General features: G+C 29.7%; 14 protein-coding genes. 11 read left to right on the top strand and 3 right to left on the bottom strand.

The window, feature by feature from the left end; genetic code table 11:
• Nucleotides 1–42 precede the first annotated feature (42 nt).
• Nucleotides 43–957 carry a serine hydrolase gene (locus CLV86_RS01355; protein WP_076733194.1) on the top strand — a complete coding sequence of 305 codons (915 nt, stop codon included), beginning with the start codon at nt 43–45 and terminating at the stop codon, nt 955–957.
• A 21-nt stretch (nt 958–978) separates the two neighbouring features.
• Nucleotides 979–3,813, top strand: a complete 2,835-nt coding sequence (locus tag CLV86_RS01350; protein ID WP_121048750.1) for an Npt1/Npt2 family nucleotide transporter — start codon at nt 979–981, stop codon at nt 3,811–3,813.
• Here the strand turns inward: CLV86_RS01350 and CLV86_RS01345 are convergent.
• Both CLV86_RS01345 and CLV86_RS01340 read right to left on the bottom strand, forming a co-directional pair.
• Nucleotides 3,810–5,114 carry a serine hydrolase gene (locus CLV86_RS01345; protein WP_121048747.1) on the bottom strand — a complete coding sequence of 435 codons (1,305 nt, stop codon included), beginning with the start codon at nt 5,112–5,114 and terminating at the stop codon, nt 3,810–3,812. The genes CLV86_RS01350 and CLV86_RS01345 overlap by 4 nt on opposite strands.
• A gap of 7 nt (nt 5,115–5,121) precedes the next feature.
• Nucleotides 5,122–8,025 carry a PEP/pyruvate-binding domain-containing protein gene (locus CLV86_RS01340; RefSeq protein ID WP_121048744.1) on the bottom strand — a complete coding sequence of 968 codons (2,904 nt, stop codon included), beginning with the start codon at nt 8,023–8,025 and terminating at the stop codon, nt 5,122–5,124.
• A 222-nt stretch (nt 8,026–8,247) separates the two neighbouring features.
• Here CLV86_RS01340 and CLV86_RS01335 point away from each other — a divergent pair, with 222 nt between their 5' ends.
• The 9 genes from CLV86_RS01335 to CLV86_RS01295 all read left to right on the top strand — a co-directional run bounded on the left by CLV86_RS01335 (nt 8,248) and on the right by CLV86_RS01295 (nt 17,710).
• Nucleotides 8,248–8,754: a peroxiredoxin-like family protein gene (locus tag CLV86_RS01335; protein WP_121048741.1), complete on the top strand. Its 507-nt coding sequence runs from the start codon at nt 8,248–8,250 to the stop codon at nt 8,752–8,754.
• Between the two features lie 19 nt (nt 8,755–8,773).
• On the top strand, nt 8,774–9,823 hold the full coding sequence (locus CLV86_RS01330) for an NAD(P)-dependent alcohol dehydrogenase (RefSeq protein WP_121048738.1): 1,050 nt from the start codon (nt 8,774–8,776) through the stop codon (nt 9,821–9,823).
• A gap of 45 nt (nt 9,824–9,868) precedes the next feature.
• Nucleotides 9,869–10,774 (top strand): YihY/virulence factor BrkB family protein, encoded by a 906-nt coding sequence (locus CLV86_RS01325; RefSeq protein WP_121048735.1) that lies wholly within the window; start codon nt 9,869–9,871, stop codon nt 10,772–10,774.
• Between the two features lie 158 nt (nt 10,775–10,932).
• Nucleotides 10,933–12,324 (top strand): NAD-dependent succinate-semialdehyde dehydrogenase, encoded by a 1,392-nt coding sequence (locus CLV86_RS01320; protein WP_121048733.1) that lies wholly within the window; start codon nt 10,933–10,935, stop codon nt 12,322–12,324.
• 103 nt (nt 12,325–12,427) lie between these two features.
• The gene (locus CLV86_RS01315; RefSeq protein WP_121048729.1) at nt 12,428–13,024 is read left to right on the top strand and encodes a GNAT family N-acetyltransferase; all 597 of its coding nucleotides are present in this window, start codon (nt 12,428–12,430) and stop codon (nt 13,022–13,024) included.
• Nucleotides 13,025–13,062: 38 nt separating this feature from the next.
• Nucleotides 13,063–14,373, top strand: a complete 1,311-nt coding sequence (locus CLV86_RS01310) for a DEAD/DEAH box helicase (RefSeq protein ID WP_121048726.1) — start codon at nt 13,063–13,065, stop codon at nt 14,371–14,373.
• A gap of 146 nt (nt 14,374–14,519) precedes the next feature.
• Nucleotides 14,520–14,711 (top strand): cold-shock protein, encoded by a 192-nt coding sequence (locus CLV86_RS01305; protein WP_055444847.1) that lies wholly within the window; start codon nt 14,520–14,522, stop codon nt 14,709–14,711.
• A 110-nt stretch (nt 14,712–14,821) separates the two neighbouring features.
• Nucleotides 14,822–16,162, top strand: coding sequence for a DEAD/DEAH box helicase (locus CLV86_RS01300; protein ID WP_121048723.1), 1,341 nt, complete (start codon nt 14,822–14,824; stop codon nt 16,160–16,162).
• A 9-nt stretch (nt 16,163–16,171) separates the two neighbouring features.
• Nucleotides 16,172–17,710, top strand: coding sequence for an SDR family NAD(P)-dependent oxidoreductase (locus CLV86_RS01295; protein ID WP_121048720.1), 1,539 nt, complete (start codon nt 16,172–16,174; stop codon nt 17,708–17,710).
• An 8-nt stretch (nt 17,711–17,718) separates the two neighbouring features.
• On the opposite strand, the gene CLV86_RS01290 is transcribed toward CLV86_RS01295, so the two are convergent.
• Entirely contained in the window at nt 17,719–18,624 is a 906-nt protein-coding gene (locus CLV86_RS01290) for an EamA family transporter (RefSeq protein ID WP_076733206.1), read from the bottom strand.
• Nucleotides 18,625–18,901: the final 277 nt, after the last annotated feature.

The following is an 18,901-nucleotide window of genomic DNA, read 5'->3' as shown; positions in this document are numbered from 1 at the left end:
ATTATCTAGATTATATATATCACTTAATTTTTAAAACAATAAATGAAACACATATTTAAAAACACAATTGTAATATTATTAATGTTATTTGGTTTTTTAGCGTTTTCACAAAACGATTTGCCTTTAAATGCTGATGACCAGATATATCCAATTTCAAATCTACAAGATAACGAACTTCAAAAGTTATTAAAAACAGAAATTAATTTAAATGGTAAATGGAAAAAGCTAATTGAAAATAAAAAAATGTCAATTGGTATTGTAGACTTATCCGACCAAAGCAACATAAAATACGCTGGTTTAAACGACGACCACATGATGTATGCTGCTAGTTTACCTAAAATAGCTATTCTTTTAGCTGCAATGGATGCTATAGATAAAGGAGAGCTAAAAGACACTGAAGAAGTAAGAAAAGACATGCGTTTAATGATTAGTAAGTCTAACAATCAAGCATCAACAAGAATGATTGATCGTGTAGGTTACGAGAAAATTGAAGCAGTTTTAAGAGCTCCAAATACAAATCTATATGATGAGAAAGAAGGAGGAGGACTTTGGGTTGGAAAAAGGTATGCTTCAGGAGGAAGACGTTATCCAGAACCAATGAAAGGTTTAAGCCACGCCGCTACAACAAGACAAGTGTGTAGCTTTTACTACCAATTAGCAATGGGAAACTTAATTAATACAGAACGTTCTAAAGAAATGTTAGATATTATGAAAGATCCTGCATTACACCATAAGTTTGTTAATACGTTAGATAAAATTGCACCGCAAGCAACCGTGTATAGAAAGTCTGGTTCTTGGAAAAATTATCATGCAGACTCTGCACTTGTTTGGGGACCTAAACGAAAATACATTATTGTGGCACTTATAGATAATGACTATGGAGAACAAATTATTAGAAACTTAGTGGTTCCTATAGAAAAAGTATTAAAAAAATCACGTTATTTAGCATTAAAATAAAACCTTTAAGTTTAATTATCCTTGCTAAAAACAATAATTAATAAAACATTTGGACTAAGAGATGGCGAAATATACATCTCTTTTTTAATGCAGTTATATATCTTTTTAATTATAACTGTATTGTTAATTGTAAAACCTACAGTTAATGCATTGTTTGTTAATAAATTGGGAGCAGATAGTTTACCTTATGGTTATTTATTAGTTGCCTTAGTAGCAGTTGTTACTACTATATTTTACAGTAAAGCTATACGTGAGTTTTCACTTTTAAAAATTACAATTGCATCTCTAATTATTTTTAGCTTAGCATTTATAGTTTTAAGTATAGTTTTACATTTTGAAATTTTACATAATTGGATTCTATACTTTTATTATTTAAGTATTTCTCTTTTTGCAGTAATTGCCACATCACAATTCTGGATTTTGGCCAATATGGTTTTTAATGCCAGAGAAGCTAAACGTTTATTTGGTTTTATTGGAGCAGGAGCTATAGCAGGAGGTGTTTTTGGAGGTTATTTAACCAGTTTAATTGTATCTTCTTATGGTAACAAATATGCCATTCTTGTAGCTGCATTTTTTATTTTATGTTGTATTCCAATTATTCAAAAAATATGGAAATTAAGAATACAAAAAATGACTACGTATGTTAGAAAACAACGTAAGCATAACGAATCTAACACACAAGTTTCATCTTTAAAACTCATTTTAAAGTCCAAACATTTAACTTATTTAGCTTTAATAACTGGAATTAGTGTTATTGTAGCCAAATTGGTAGATTTTCAATTTAGCGATTTTGCAAATAAAGCCATTTCAGATTCCGATGAATTAGCATCTTTTTTTGGGTTTTGGTTCTCAACATTTAATGTGCTAGCTTTAATTTTACAATTATTTGTAACTAACAGATTGTTAAGTCGTTTAGGCGTTTCATCTACATTGTTAATTCTTCCTTTAGGCATTGCTTTATCAAGCTTATTATTTTTAACTTTTCCAGTGCTTTGGGTGTTAGTTATAATAAAGGGAATTGATGGAAGTTTTAAACAATCTTTAAATAAAGCAGCGGTAGAACTATCTATAATGCCAATTCCTTTAAACATTAAAAATCAAGCTAAATCATTTATAGATGTTGCTGTGGATAGTGTTGCAACAGGTATTGCTGGATTTCTTTTAATTTTTTTAATTAAGAAATTAGATTTAAGCACATCCTACATAACAGTAATTATTCTACTGTTTGTATTTATTTGGATTGTTTTAATTTACAGACTCCGTGAAGCTTATTTTAATTCTTTTAGAACAAATATTCAAAAAACATTAGTTCCAGATAAAAACTTAAAGCAAAAAAGAAAATACGAAACAACACTTATTGCAGCTAGACGAATATTAAGTTCTGGCACAGAACCAGAAATTTTAAGTTTATTAAACCAACTAACTTCTTATAAATTAATTCCTTTAAAAAACAGCATTATTGCTTTGTTAGACCATCCTTCTAAAGCGGTTAAAACCGAAGCAATAAACCAATTGTTTCAATATGATAAAGGTACAGCAGTAAGTAAGGTAGAAGCCCTTATTATAGCGCAAAATGACGATTTAGTTTACACTGCTTTAGATTATTTATTGCATCATTCATATATAAACGCTAATCAATTTTTTGATAAATATTTAAATCATGAAACAGATTTTATTTCTAATGCTGCATTGCTATGTTTGGCAAAAGAAGCTAAGAATAACAACAAACTTGCAGTAAAATATAATTTACATTCTAGAATTGCAGATCGTGTTAGAAATCTAAATACACCAGAAGGATTTAGCCGAAAAGAAGCTGTTGCAAACCTTTTAACCACAATTGCTTATTCGGGTATTTTAAAATTTTATCCTTTTATAACTGTACACTTAAATAACAAAGACTCTTTTATTGTAAAGCACGCTATTAAAGCTGCTGGTATAACTGCAGACCAACGTTTTATAGATGAATTATTAGAATTAATAACAATTAAAACTTACAGAAAAACAACTGTAAAAGCTTTAAAAAAATATGGGTCTGGTATTACTAAAACTATTTTAATTCTTGACAAATCTGAAGATTTAAAAGATAACATAAAAGAACACCTACCTAAAGTTGTTAGTGAATTTAACTCGCAAAGCGCAATAAAAGTACTATTAAGATTATTAAAAAGTAATGATGTAGTTATTAGATTTGAATCTGCAAAAGCACTTTCAAAAATGCGAGCTAAAAATCCAGAATTATATTTTAATAAACGAATATTTAAGCGTGAAATAATTAGGGAAAGTAAATATTATAAAAACACTATAGATGTTATTGCATCAATTCAAAATACTATTAGTAATAATAGTGATTTAGAAAATAAAAACGACAACGATATTGAGATTTTAATTGCTAGACAGAGTTTAATAGACGTTCTTGAAGAACAACTTGAAACTAGCTTAAAAAGTATTTTTAAGTTATTAGGTTTAGTGTATGATGAGTCTGATATTGATGTTACTTATTCTGGATTATTTAGTGAAGTAAAAGAAGCGCGTTTAAATGCTTTAGAGTTTTTGGATAATATGTTAAATTCTCAATTAAAATCTAGGGTTTTTCCATTAATTGAACATTCTATAATTGATGAAGGAAATTTAGCTTCATCAATATTAAAAATAAATGTAATTCCTGAAAACGCATATTTATCAATGCTTATTAAGCGTAGAGGTAAACGTGTAAAATTAGAAGTATTATACCTTATTAAGGTTTTAGATGATAAAAGCTATGTACCTATTGTTATGCCTTTAAAAAAGCATCTTAATAAAGAGGTTAAGTTTTTTGCATATTCTACTATAGAAGCTCTTACAGATGTAAGGCGTTAATTACCTTCATCATCTTTATCTTTAAAATTCTCATCTAATTTAGCGTCGGAGTTTTCGTTATTTTTTGCAATTAAATCATCAATCTTGCTTGCCATATACATATGCGCGCCAGCAGAGTTTTTATTTAATACATTAGACATTAAACATACTATATATTTGGATCCATTATTTGGATGCTCTACAATTATTACCGAATTCATATAATTAAATACATTTCCAGCATAATCTTTACAATCTGGGTTTTTAGTTCTATCACATTTGTAATAACTTCCCGATTTAAAATATACAGCAGCACTGTCTAATCTATTAGATTTAGCATAACGTATACGTCTGTCTGTAGAGTAGAGAAGACGTTTCATTTCTAAACTCGAATTTTCATCAATAATTTTACCTTGTTCTAGTTTTACTAGCCATTTCATTAATCCTTTTGGCGTACCAATGCTTCCTCCTTTTCTTCCTACATATTTTCCTGCAGGCCTTGTAAACATACCTCCAAGTCTCCATTCATCTTCAGTTATGCCTAAATCTCTTAAAGGTTGATTTACAACAGTATTTGCGAGGTTAGTTAAGCTATCTCTCGGTGTTTCTTTAAAATAATTTTCGGCTTGTTCTTCGGTTAAATTTACATAATCTGGTCCAAATGCAGCCATTAACATTGCCTCACGATACATAACACTTGCTGCGCCATTATTACTTACAGATACCATGTGGTCTAACCATTCAAACAACGAGAATTTATCACTTGCAATAACTTGTCTTTTGGTTAGTTTATCTTTTTCAATATCGTATATAGGCACTGTATGATGGTCTCCAGTTCCCCAATAACGTGACGATACTTTAATGTCTTTTAAGTACATAATTCTATCGTCCCAATTTTTACAAACGTTTGCCATTTGTGTAAAAACTGTATTTAAAACAGCTATTTTACCTACACTTCCTGGTTGATAACCAACATTTTCTCTATGCGAAGCATATTTTAATGCTTTAGGATTAGTCATGTCTAAAACCGCTATAGAGTAATTTCCACTAGGTATTAAACGTTTTATTTTTCTCATAAACTCTTCGTCATCAACTAAAACATTGTTAATACTATCTTCAGTTAAAGACGTTAAGTTTAATTTTATATCTTCTAATTTTAAATAAGCACCAGCAGGAATACGGTTATACGGCGTGCTATCTAATTTCATTTTTTGTATTTGATACAAACGTTTTATTCCTGTGCGTTTATAACCGTCTATAGGATAGAAACCGAACGAGACGATAAAACAAAATATAATAGATGTATAAAATAAATTTTTCATAGTAATTTTATAGTTTTTCTGAAAGATTAATCAATTTATCTTCTTCAATTTTTGGAGAGATAGATGATAAGTACTCTGAACTTTTTGCTTGTTTATTTTCTACAAAAGGACGAATTTGAAACAACCACAACTTATTGTTTTTAAAACCAAATTCCACATCATAAGCTTGGTTTGAAGCTTGAGAATGCTTTTCCATTGTTTTCCTAATTTTAGAAGCTAAAGCTCTAATATCTTCTATATTTTTAGTGTTAAGAATTGGAGTTTCAAAAGTAGTTGTGTATTTTTTTGTTCCACCATAATCTGGCAATCTAATATAGTCGCTTTGCCTTGCAGGAGCTAATAAAACATTATTATCTTCTGTAATTAAACGGGTTTCGGCACTTTGTCCATCTACAGCGCCACCAGCACCTCGACTAAATGCTACAGTTAAATCATCTTCATTACCAGAGTTTATTCCTTTAGTAATCATTACACCAGAATAGTCTACATCTACACTCGGAATTATTAATATAGAAGGAAATACGTTTTCAGGATTGCTTAAATATTTTTGACGCCATTTAAAACTTCTTTCTGTATAAGCACTTGCCCAAACGCGTTTAATACCTTTTACAATTTCGTCTTCAGCCTTAATATTAAATAGTGTTAAATTTAAACCAGCTCCAGTAAACTCCTTTAAATCTTCCATATTAGTGTCGCTTCTTAAAAATACTGGCACATTACCTATGCTATTACCAAAAGCATTTTTAAAACTAGCTTTCATGTCTTTAATAAAGCTTGTTTCTAAAGGCATATTTATAATAGCTTTATGTAATATGTCTAAAGCTTTTAATTGGTAATCTTCAACCTCATGTTCTGCTTTATTAGCAGCTCTCATTTCGTTTGCTGTATTAAATGTTGCGTTTAAATATTGCCAATAAGTTTTATTTTGGTTTGGCATTTGCTGGTTCATGTGCGCTCTAAAAATTCCAAATGGAATTATAATACCTTCTACAACTTGTTCTGGAAATAGTTTTTTTAATTCTCCTAAATTTGCTGCTTTTGGTCCGCAAAGCTTACCAGAATCATTAGCATCAACCTCACGCATATTAATTACCTTAGATACATCTAAACGAATTTGATCTACAGGAACTGCAATAACATTTTTACTTCTTTCATTTTTACTAAATAGCTCTTTTTCTGTAGAAGACATATCATCTTCAGATTTTAAAATTACATTTCCTTTGTTAGATACAGCATAAAATACTTTTTCGCCATTATATTTCTTCATCGCTTTTAAATTATTGTAAGATAAAGCTGCATTTGGTATGCCTAAATTACGTGCTAAAAGCTGCACATGAGATACTAAATTACCTTCGGAAACAGTCATAATTCCTGCTACAGGTTTTAAATCGTGCGGTGGCTTTTCAAAAATATAAATATTGTTAGTGTTCACTTCAATATTATCAGGATTTCCGTCTACTACAACTAATTCTCCAAAAGCATAACCAGGATTTAAACCTCGTATAGCACTTTGATTTTCAATATGCATTACATCGTTATTAATATTAGAAGTTTTAGATACAAAAGCACCAAAATCGCTTACGGCTTCACCTAAACTTAAAGCAATACTACTTCTTACACGATCGTCTATAAAACTATACGAAAGTGGTTCGAAAACGGTATATTTATCAACAATCTCTTGATAATTAGCCTTTACCATAGAGGCACTCCATTCTACAATACTTCTAGAAGTAGTTAATAACTCGTTTAGTTCGTTTACAGTTAAGTTGGACTTAGTTATTTTATTATTAATCGAAGTTTCTATAGCATTATATTCCCAATTTTCAATTAATCCGGTTCCCATTGCTGCGCAGGATAAAACGCTTATTTTATCAAGAGTTTCACCAATGGTTTTTGTTTCCCAATTTTGAGTTTCAGTAAGTAACGTATGTTCTAATTGATTAGATAAATCTAAAAGTTGTAAGCGGTCTTTACCACTTTTATAACTCAAAATATTATGTCGTATTTCAGATAAAATATTAGCTAATTCCGAAACAAATGAAGCAGAAGTTTTATCGTTTTTATTGGAAACTATAAACGCGTTAATTTTTTTTGTTGTGTTGTTTGAAGCTGGTAGTTTTTGTAGTTCCTTTTCTAAACGATTAAAATCTATTGGAGAATAGAATTTATACATAGTTTCTATTAAAGCGTCAAAATCCTTTTTTAAATGTTCTGGAATTTTATTTTGAGCCATAAAATTCTTTACTAACATAATATCTGTTATTTCTGGTTGGCCATGAATTTTAATTCTAATATCCATAAAAGCCTTCATGTCTTCAGAAATGGTTTTACTTTGACTACGCATTAATTGCGCAACATTATCATCGCCATTATGTGGCACATCTTTTAAAGCTTGTCTTATTAAATAGAAATTATTTGAAATAAAATAGTCGTTTTTTAAAACAGACTCAAAAAATTCTTTTCCCCAAGTTTCTTCGTCTTCGCTTTGCACAGCACCTCTATAATATTGAGCTTTTTGTAAAATCCAACCGTCATTTACGCTAGCCAAATATTTATTAATTTGATACTGTTTTAAGCGATTGTAATTATTGCTTTCGTCTAGAAATTCTTTTTCTTTTAATGATGCAATTATATCTGAAAAATAGAGCTGATTCGTTTTTCTTAAGCTAATTACAGATGGTTTAAAACTAGCATGTTGTATACCTCCACCTATTGAATCTGGACATGGATCTCGTGGTTCGCGTTCAGAACCATCATCGCAAAACCATTTGATCCGGTTGTATGGCCCACGAGGATCTTTTTTAAAAGATTCTATTAGATTTTTAATTTGCTTAACAGATAATTCTTGTGCTTCAGTTTTTATATTAAAAACAAAAAGCAAGATTAATAATGGTAGTATATTTTTTAGCATGTTAGATATCTATTTATAATCAAACAAAAATATTTAATTAATAATTGTTTCTCGTCAATTTTATAACTATTAAAATATAATAATTAACTTAATTAAATAATGTATTTGTCGATTACATTAAATAATTTTTAATTACTTCTATTTTAAGTTTTAATAAATGTTTAACGCTCTATTGGTTTTTAAAGCATTATTTTAAAAGAACATAATTTTAAAAAAAAGAAAATGATTAAACCAAGAACAATAACACCAGAATTAGAAATAGAATTAATTAATGGTACAACATGGAAATTAAGTGAGCAATCTCCAGAGCATTTTACTTTAATATTATTTTACAGAGGTAAGCATTGCCCAAAATGCAAAGAACAATTAGAAGAGGTGCAAGAAAATATCGAAAAATTCTCAAAAAGAGGTATTAATGTTATTGCAATAAGTTCGGATACCGAAAGTGTTGCAAAAGAAACTTATAAAGATTGGGATATTAACGATATTCCATTAGCATATGGTTTTCCAATTGAAGAGGCTAGAAAATGGGGACTATTTATTTCTTCAGGAATTAAAAAAGAACCAGATTTCTTTACAGAACCAGGTTTGTTTCTATTAGATAAAGAGCATAAAGTTTATTGGGAATCTATACAATCTATGCCATTTGGTCGTCCAAGTTTAAGAGCAATATTAGGTGGAGTAGACTTTATATTAAAAGAAAATTATCCAGCTAGAGGAGAAGCATAATAATTAATAAAACAGCAAAATGAAAGAAGTAAAAGCATATGGTACCGAAGCAAAAGATAAAGATTTAGAAGAATTAACTATTAAAAGACGAGAACTTTTAGAAAATGATGTAGAAATAGACATTTTATATTGTGGCGTTTGCCACAGCGATATTCATGCTGCAAAAAATGATTGGGGAAACACCACTTACACATTAGTACCAGGTCATGAAATTGTTGGAAAAGTAACAAAAGTTGGAAATCAAGTTAAAAACTACAAAAAAGGAGATTTGGTTGGTGTTGGCTGCATGGTAGATTCTTGTCAAGAATGTAGTGCTTGCAAAGAAGATTTAGAACAATTTTGCGAAGAAGGCATGGTAGGAACTTATAATGGAAAAAATAAGCATACTGGTAAACAAACTTTTGGAGGTTACTCTACAAGTATTACAGTACGTGAAGAATTTGTAGTAAGTGTACCAGAAAATTTAGATATAAAAGCTGTAGCTCCACTATTATGTGCAGGAATTACAACATTTTCACCTTTAAACCACTGGAAAATTAAAAAAGGTGATAAAGTTGGAGTTATTGGGCTTGGTGGATTAGGACATATGGGTATAAAATTTGCTCACGCTATGGGAGCAGAAACAATTATGATTACTACATCTCCAGACAAAGCAGAGGATGCCAAAAGATTAGGAGCAGATTCTGTATTAATTTCTAAAAATAAGGACGACATGAAAAAGCATAGAGGAACTTTCGATTTTCTTTTAAATACTGTTCCTGTTAAGCACGATATTAATCCTTATATACAACTATTAAAACGTGACTCAACAATGGTTTTAGTTGGCGCTATAGAACCTTTAGAACCAATGAATGGAGGAAATATTATTATGGGAAGAAAAAGAGTTGCAGGATCATTAATTGGAGGTATTAAAGAGACACAAGAAATGTTAGATTTTTGTGGTAAAAATAATATTGTTTCAGATGTCGAAATGATAGATATAAAAGATATTAATAATGCCTATAAACGCGTTCAAAATAACGATGTTAAATATCGTTTTGTAATAGATATGGATAGTTTAAAAAAGTAATTTAAAATTACAGATATTAGCTAAGCAAATATTTTTTAAGTAAAAATGAATAACCCAAGTAAATTTAAATTGAAGCATTTACCAAAACTACTAGTTAAAGCTGGTAGTTCTTGGTTTAATGGCGAACCATTCGAGCGTAGTGCTATAGTTGCTTATTATGCTATATTATCTTTGCCTGCTTTAATAATTATAATATTAAATGTCGTTGGAAGCATTTGGGGACGTGATATTGTACAAGGAGAATTATTAGATGAAATTACAAAAGCAATTGGTCCAGATACTGCAGAATCCATTAGATTGATGATGGTAGATAGAGGAAATGAATCTACGTCTATATTTGCTACAGTTGTAGGTATTATTACTTTAATATATGGTTCTACAGGAGTATTTTTTCAGCTACAATCAGCCTTAGATAAAATTTGGGACCAAAAACCTAAATATAAAAATAGCATTATTGCAACTTTAATAAGTAGAGCTAAAAGTTTTGGATTTATTTTAATTATTGGTTTCTTATTACTTACAAGTTTTATTTTAACCTCATTATTAAGTACATTTAGTAAAAATTTAGAGCGCTTATTACCAGATAGTTTGTTCGAGTATCTTTATGTTTTCGATTTTCTTATCTCTATAGCATTTATTTACGTGCTTTTTGCTGCTATGTTTAAATTTTTGCCGTCGGCGACAATTACATGGAAATCGGTAAGAGTTGGAGCTTTATTAACAACTTTACTTTTTTTAATTGGTAAATATCTATTAGCTATTTATTTTCATGAAATGCAACCTGGCTCTACTTATGGAGCAGCAGGATCAATAATATTAATAATGCTTTGGGTGTCTTATACTAGTATTATATTATTGTTTGGCGCACATTTTACCAAAGTCTATTCAGATAGATATGTAAAATCATTAATTCTTCAAAAGACACTTCAAATCCCTCAAAAAGAAAAATAGAAAGAGTAATATAAAGTTTCTTAAAATTTATACTCTTTAAATGTTAATTAATCATCTTTCTCATAAGATAATCATAAAATGGTACTAAGGTAATCTTAAAGTCATTGCTATTGTTTTAAGTATTGTCTAACTTAAAAAAATAACCAAAAATTTAAATAATGGAAAGAGAAATAGAGAATGGGTTTATAACAATAAATCCTGCTACCGAAGAAAAGATTAAAGAGTATAAATATTTAACAGAGTCCGAAGCAAAAGATGCAGTAGAAAGCTGTCACAAAGCTTTTTTAAATTGGAAAAAAACAGACATTAAAGAGCGTGCTAAAATAATTAAAGCAATAGGTAAAGCATTAATAGATTCTAAAGAAGAATTAGCAGAATTAATGACTGCCGAAATGGGTAAACTTGTAAAACAAGGACATCAAGAAGTTAAATTATGCGCTGGCATATGTGATTTTACAGCCAAAGAAGGTGTCAAGCAATTACAAGATGAAGAAAGAGAGTTACCTGATGGAGGAAAAGGTATTATACAATATGCACCAATTGGTGTTATTTACGGTATTCAACCATGGAATTTTCCAATTTATCAAGCCATGCGTTATGCTATAGTTAATTTAATGGCAGGAAATGGCGTGCTGTTAAAACACGCTCAAAACGTTACTGGAAGTGCATTAAAATTAAAATCTCTTTTCGAAAAAGCAGGATTGCCAAAAAATCTATTTACAGTTCTTATAATTAATCATGACACATCAGATAAAATTATAGAACATGATAAAGTAAGAGGTGTAACACTTACAGGTAGCTCTGGAGCTGGAAAAAAGATAGCAGCAAAAGCTGGAGAGGCGCTTAAAAAAACTGTTTTAGAATTAGGTAGTAATGATGCGTATTTAGTTTTAGACGATGCAGATATTGAACTTGCTGTAAAAAAATCTGTTGAAGGTAGAATTTATAATAATGGAGAAACTTGTGTTGCAGCTAAACGTTTTGTTGTAGTAGAAAGTGCTTACAGTGATTTTAAGAATGCATTTGTTGAAGCTATGAAAAACATAAAATATGGTGACCCAACAGATTCAAAATCTCAATTAGGCCCAATGGCTAGAAAAGATTTAAGAACTAAACTGCATAACCAGTTAAAAGATAGTGTTACCAAAGGAGCAAATGTACTTTGTGGTGGAGAAATACCAGAACAAAAAGGGTTTTATTATCCATCCACTGTTCTAGACAATGTAAAACCAGGGCAACCTGCATACGACGAAGAACTTTTTGGACCAATAGCTTCTTTAATTAAAGCAAAAGATAATGATGATGCTATGCGTATTGCTAATGATAGTAGATTTGGTTTAGGTGGCGGTATCTTTTCTAAAGATGAAAAAAAGGCAGTCAATTTAGCAAAAAACCATTTCGATACCGGAATGATTAACATAAATTCGTATGGTTTAGCAGTACCAAACATGCCATTTGGAGGCATAAAAGACTCTGGTTATGGTAGAGAACATGGTGGCTTTGGAATAAAAGAATTTGTTAATGTAAAGTCGATACTTTTACATAAATAAAATAAATTAACTAAAAACCTTCAAAGATTAATCCTTTGAAGATTTTTTGTTATTATAACTTGTATTTTTACTACTATTAATTTTTTTGTTAAAAATATTATATATGAGTACTTTACAATTTAATTCAGAATATATTTTAGAAAATGATAGAGTAAAACTATCACCTTTAAAAGCTGAAGATTTTAATATATTATCAACTTTTGCTATTAACGAATCTACGCTTTGGCAATATTCTTTACAACCAGCAGACGGGCTAAAAAATATGAAGACTTATATTGATAATGCATTAAAAGATAAAGCTGATAAAAAATCTTATCCTTTTTTAGTTTTCGATAAGCAAACAAGTAAATATGCCGGAAGCACACGTTTCTACGATTATAACGAAAAATTTAAAACACTGCAATTAGGTTATACTTGGTATGGTAAAGCTTTTCATGGTACAGGATTAAATAAAAATTGTAAATACTTAATGTTGTCGTTCGCTTTCGAAGAACTTAATATAGAACGTGTTGAGTTTAGAGCAGATAATAATAACAAAAAAAGTATTGCAGCAATGAAAAGTATTGGTTGTACAGTTGAAGGTGTTTTAAGGCAAAACTGTGCAACTCCCAATGGTTCTAGACGAGACAGTATAGTTTTAAGTATTTTAAAAGAAGAATGGTTTAAAGGTGTTAAAGATAGTTTACTATCACGATTATAATTTGTAAAACTGTATCTATCTTTGCCAAAAATTAAAGCATGTCAAGTCAGAAAAAATCTCAAAAAGCAATTTTAAATAAATTGAATATAGAAGCCTTAAATCCTATGCAGGAAGAAGCTTTACTATCAATAAATTCTACTGCAAATACAGTTTTGCTATCACCTACAGGAACAGGTAAAACAGTTGCTTTTTTATTGCCTACACTTGAGAATTTAGATTTGAAATGTGAAAATGTGCAACTATTAATTTTAGTTCCATCTCGAGAATTAGCAATTCAAATTGAGCAGGTTATTCGTGAAATGGGAACAGGTTTTAAAGCTAATGCTGTTTATGGAGGAAGACCTTTTTCTAAAGATAAAATAGAATTAGCACATGCTCCTGCAATATTAATAGGAACTCCAGGTCGTGTGGCAGATCACTTAAGACGAGAAACTTTCTTAGTTAAAGATATAGAAACATTAGTATTAGATGAGTTTGATAAATCGCTTGAAATTGGTTTTGAAAAAGAAATGAGCGAGATTTTAGCCAGTTTACCAAATATTAAACGTCGAGTATTAACTTCTGCAACTCAAGATATGGAAATACCAAGATTTATAGGTCTCGAAAACGAAATAATTATAGATTATTTAGATACAAAAATTTCCAATCTAGTAATTAAAAAAGTAATTTCTCCAGACAAAAATAAATTACAAACATTAGTCAATTTATTGCACCATATAGGTAATAAGCCTGGTATTATTTTTTGCAATTTTAAAGACACTATTCAATATGTTAGCGATTTTTTAGAAGATAATAACATACCGCATGGCACGTTCTATGGTGGTTTAGAACAAATAGATAGAGAAAGAGCGCTAATTAAATTTAGAAATGGTACACATCAAATTATAATAGCTACAGATTTAGCTGCCCGAGGCTTAGATATACCAGAATTAAATTTTATAATTCACTATCAATTACCATTAAAAGCAGAAGAGTTTACACATAGAAACGGTAGAACCGCTAGGATGAATACGCATGGAACAGCTTATGTATTACAATGGGAAAACGAATACCTTCCTGAGTTTATAACAACTTCAGAAATTGAAAAAATAGAGGAGAAGCAAAATAAAATAAATAGCAATTGGGCAACTTTATTTATATCTGGAGGCAGAAAAGATAAAATTTCTAAAGGAGATATTGCAGGATTATTTTTTAAACAAGGAGATTTACAACGTAATGAATTAGGAGTAATAGAATTAAAACAAGACTGTGCTTTTGTAGCTGTTACTAAAACAAAAGTATTAGACGTTATTAATAAAACAAATAACACAAGACTTAAGAAAAAGAAAGTACGTGTAACCTTAATTTAATTAAGCGCTTTTTAATGCTATGAGTAATATATTTAAATAGCATAAAGCGATAATAATTTTTATTAAATAGAATAAGTAGTGCTTTCTAATAATAATGGCACTATCTTTGTAAACTATTATATATTAATAAATTAAATTACATTACAATGAGTACAGGAACAGTAAAATTTTTCAACGACACTAAAGGGTTTGGATTTATCACAGAAGAAGGTGTAGACAAAGATCATTTTGTTCACATTTCTGGGTTAATCGATGAGATTAGAGAAGGTGACCAAGTTGAATTTGATTTACAAGAAGGAAACAAAGGATTAAACGCGGTTAACGTAAAAGTTATCTAAGATATATTCATATATTTTCAAAAAAGAGCCTATCTATAAAAGATGGGCTTTTTTTATGCTCAAAAGCTTGTGCTATAAAAAGTGTAGTTATATTTACAAAAAAATATTTTATGTCAAAACAGTTTTTAAATATTGGAATTAATAACGACTTTAAAGAACGTTTATCTTCATTACAAATCTCTGTACCAACAGATATTCAAGAAAAAGTTATTCCTATAATTCTAAATAAAACAGAAGATCTTGTTGCGTTAGCAAAAACAGGAACAGGAAAAACAGCTGCTTTTGGCCTACCATTACTTCAATTAATAGATGCAAATAACAAAAATATTCAAGCTGTTATTTTAGCACCAACAAGAGAATTAGGGCAACAAATTTTCAATAACTTACAATCTTATAAACCAGATAATTTGGATGTGGAAATTTCTGGACTATTTGGTGGTATACCCATAAAACCACAAATAGAAAAACTAAAAAGTACAACGCATATAATTGTTGCAACACCTGGTCGTTTAGCAGATTTGTTAGAGCGTCAAGCTATAAATATTACAGAAGTAAATTATTTTATTTTAGATGAAGCCGATGAAATGGTAAGCGCTCACAAAGAAGGAGTAGATACTATTATTAAAGCATTACCAAAAAAGCGAAGAACGCTCTTATTTACGGCAACTTTACCAGGAAGTATTAAGCAAATGATACAAAATTACATGTCTAAAAATGTAATTCAAATTGAAGCTAATATGGAAACGCTTGGGCATCAAGGTATCGATCATCAATATATAGTTGTTGAGCCTATAGAAAAGTTAGAAGTATTACTTCATTTTTTAAATTCTAATTTGGGAAATCGTGGTATTATTTTTTGTAAAACAAAAGCAGCCGTTAATAAATTAGCAAAAAAGTTAGCCATTAATAAATTCTCATCTGGAGCAATACATGGAAGTTTAACACAAGGTATTCGCGACCGTATAATGGAGCAATTTAGAGAAGGACATATTTCTATATTAGTAGCTACAGATTTAGCTGCTCGTGGCATAGATGTTAAAAATTTGTCTTGGGTTGTAAATTATCATTTACCAGACACTTACGAGGCTTATGTGCATAGAAGTGGACGTACAGCAAGAGCAGGAGCAAAAGGCCTTTCTCTTACAATTATACAACATGAAGAAATAGAAGATATTAGTGATTTTGAAGAAGAATTAGATATTACTATTACACCTTTTAAAAAACCTGATGCTAAAAGTATTGCCGATAATAACACACTATTATGGGCAAAAAAAATATTTAAAACTAAACCTAATAGGGAAGTAGATGAAGGTTTAAAAGGAAAAATTAAAACCATTTTTCATCATTTAACAAAAGAAGAATTGGTAGATAAAATTTTAGCAAATTATTTAGCGAGCACAAATACTTTAAACGAAAAAAAAGAAAATTCTAAAACAAAAAAAAGCAAATAGCTTTTATATATGGAGGAAAACGAAATTAATAAAGACATAGCGCGTTGCATTAAAACCATTCAAAATTTATTGGATGATACTAATCAGCTTTTCGATTTACCAGAAGCACAACGTATAGAACTTTTTAAAGTAGCAGGAGCTTTAACACGACCAAATCGTGATGAGTTTCAACGCAGACGAAAAGATGCTAAAAAAGCAGCAAAGCGTAAAATGATTGAAAGCGACAAGCACGCTAGAAAATCTACGGGAATTCGTTCGGCAAGAGAAGCCGCTTTATTTGTTGCTCCTAAATTATTAGCCGCAGCAGCAATTAATAATGAAGATACTCCAGAATTAGAATCGCCAAGAAACTGTTACGTTTGTAAAACAGTATACACTAAACTGCATCATTTTTATGATGCTATGTGCACAGAATGTGGAGATTTAAATTATGCTAAACGTTTTCAAACTACAGATTTAAAAAACCAAGTCGCTGTAATTACAGGTTCTCGATTAAAAATAGGATATCATATTACATTAATGTTATTACGTTCTGGTGCAACAGTTGTTGCAACAACACGTTTTCCTGCAGATTCTGCTATTCGTTTTTCTAAAGAAGAAGATTATAATACATGGAGCCATCGTTTACACATACATGGCCTAGATTTAAGACACATACCTAGTGTAGAGATTTTTTGTAATTATATAGAGCAAAAATACGATAGATTAGATATTTTAATTAATAATGCAGCTCAAACTGTTAGAAGACCATCTGGTTTTTATCGTCATTTAATGGAAAATGAAAAATTACCAATAGATAAACTTCCAAAATTAGCACAAACCTTATTAAAAGATCACGAAAGTTGTTTAGACGAATTGTCTAGTTTAAGTATTGGTCCATCAAAAGCAAATAAAAATAACGTATTACCGGTAACTTGGCATGGTCCAGAACCAGGAATAGGACTTAGAAATTCTGCAGAACTTTCTCAAATTCCATATAGTTTCGATAATTCTTTACAAACATCTGAAGTGTTTCCTGAAGGAAAGCTTGATGCCGATTTACAACAAGTTGATTTAAGAAAAACCAATAGTTGGAGACTTAAATTAGGAGAGATTGAAACTACAGAAATGGTAGAAGTACAACTTGTAAATGCAGTAGCTCCTTTTGTATTGTGTAATCGTTTATCTAACTTAATGATGAAAGAAAATACAGGCAAAAAACATATTATAAATGTGTCTGCAATGGAAGGGAAATTTCATCGTTTTAAAAAAGAAGACCGACACCCACATACCAATATGGCAAAAGCAGCCTTAAATATGCTAACACATACGTCTGCAGCAACTTTTGCTAAATCTGGAATATATATGAATGCAGTAGATACTGGATGGGTTACAGATGAAGATCCGGCAGCATTATCTAAAAAGAAAGTAGAGGTACACGATTTTCAACCACCATTAGATATTGTAGATGGAGCAGCACGTGTAATGGATCCATTAATAGACGGTATAAATACAGGTAAGCATTGGAGTGGTAAGTTTCTAAAAGATTACTTTCCTATAGATTGGTAGCAAAAAAACTATTTATTAGAATATAAAATCAAGAACACACCTATTAAAATACCAATTAGTGGCACCAATTTTTTACGTTTATTATGCTCTTTAAATACTAAACCTCCAATAACAACAGCTATAATTATTTGACTTCGTTTTATTGCCGATAGCAACATTATTAATGCATCGGGATCTTGTAATGCTTTAAAGTAAAAATAATCTGCTGCTTGTAGTAAAACACCAACAGCAATTATAGACCAACGAAATTTAAACGCTTTACGTTTTGAAGCATAAGGAAACCAAGTAATACTTAGTATTATTAGTAGTATTAAAATTGTATAAAAACAAAACCAAAATTGTAGCGTTTGTGGATTTAAACTTAAACTTTGTATTAAAAACTTATCATACAATCCGCTTGATGCACCTAAAAATGTAGCTGCTATAATGGCAAAAATCCATTTATTACTTTTAAAAATAATACCTTCTTTTTTTCCTATTTTAGAATATAAAATCACAGAAAAAATAATAATAAAAAAACCAAACCATTGGTATAAATTAGGGCTTTCTTTATAAATTAAAATTGCACCAATAAATGTGAAAAATGGTCCAGCACTTCTAATTGGAGTTACAATAGTTATAGGCAAATGTTTTAAAGCTTGATAAGCCAATACCCAAGACGCAGCCATAATAATAGATTTTACCACAATAAAAGCATGAGTTTGTAATGAAATGTCTTGAAAAACATAACCATGTTCTGCAGCATAATCTGGATAAACAATAGATAATACTTTAAATACAAGTACAAATACAAAACCACTAGAAACAGTACCCAATAACACTGGAAAAACTTCGTTTCCTTGTACTGCGTGTTTTTTACAAAGATTGTGTAAACCTAAAAAAAGAGCTGCTAATAAGCCTAAATACATCCACATGGCGCGAATATAGTTTTTTGTAAGTTTTTTGTTTTAAAAATTATCAAGGATTTTAAATAATTTCCTGTTTAACCCTAATAATATCTAAGTAACAGTAATTTAAACAAAAATTAACAACTGTTTAAGTCGTAATAATAATCACAAAAATCATGTTTTTTATTACTAAAAAATGATTGTTTTATAATAAAAAACAAAAGTTCCTCTTTAAAATTATAAATTCCGTAATAGCCACTGTAACACATGTTTTTATGTAGGAAAATTATTTAAAAATTAGGTT

Source organism: Lacinutrix venerupis (genome assembly GCF_003663945.1).
Classification (GTDB): domain Bacteria; phylum Bacteroidota; class Bacteroidia; order Flavobacteriales; family Flavobacteriaceae; genus Lacinutrix; species Lacinutrix venerupis.
Note: the sequence above shows the minus strand (reverse complement) of the source record. Positions and strands in the feature narration are given on the sequence as shown.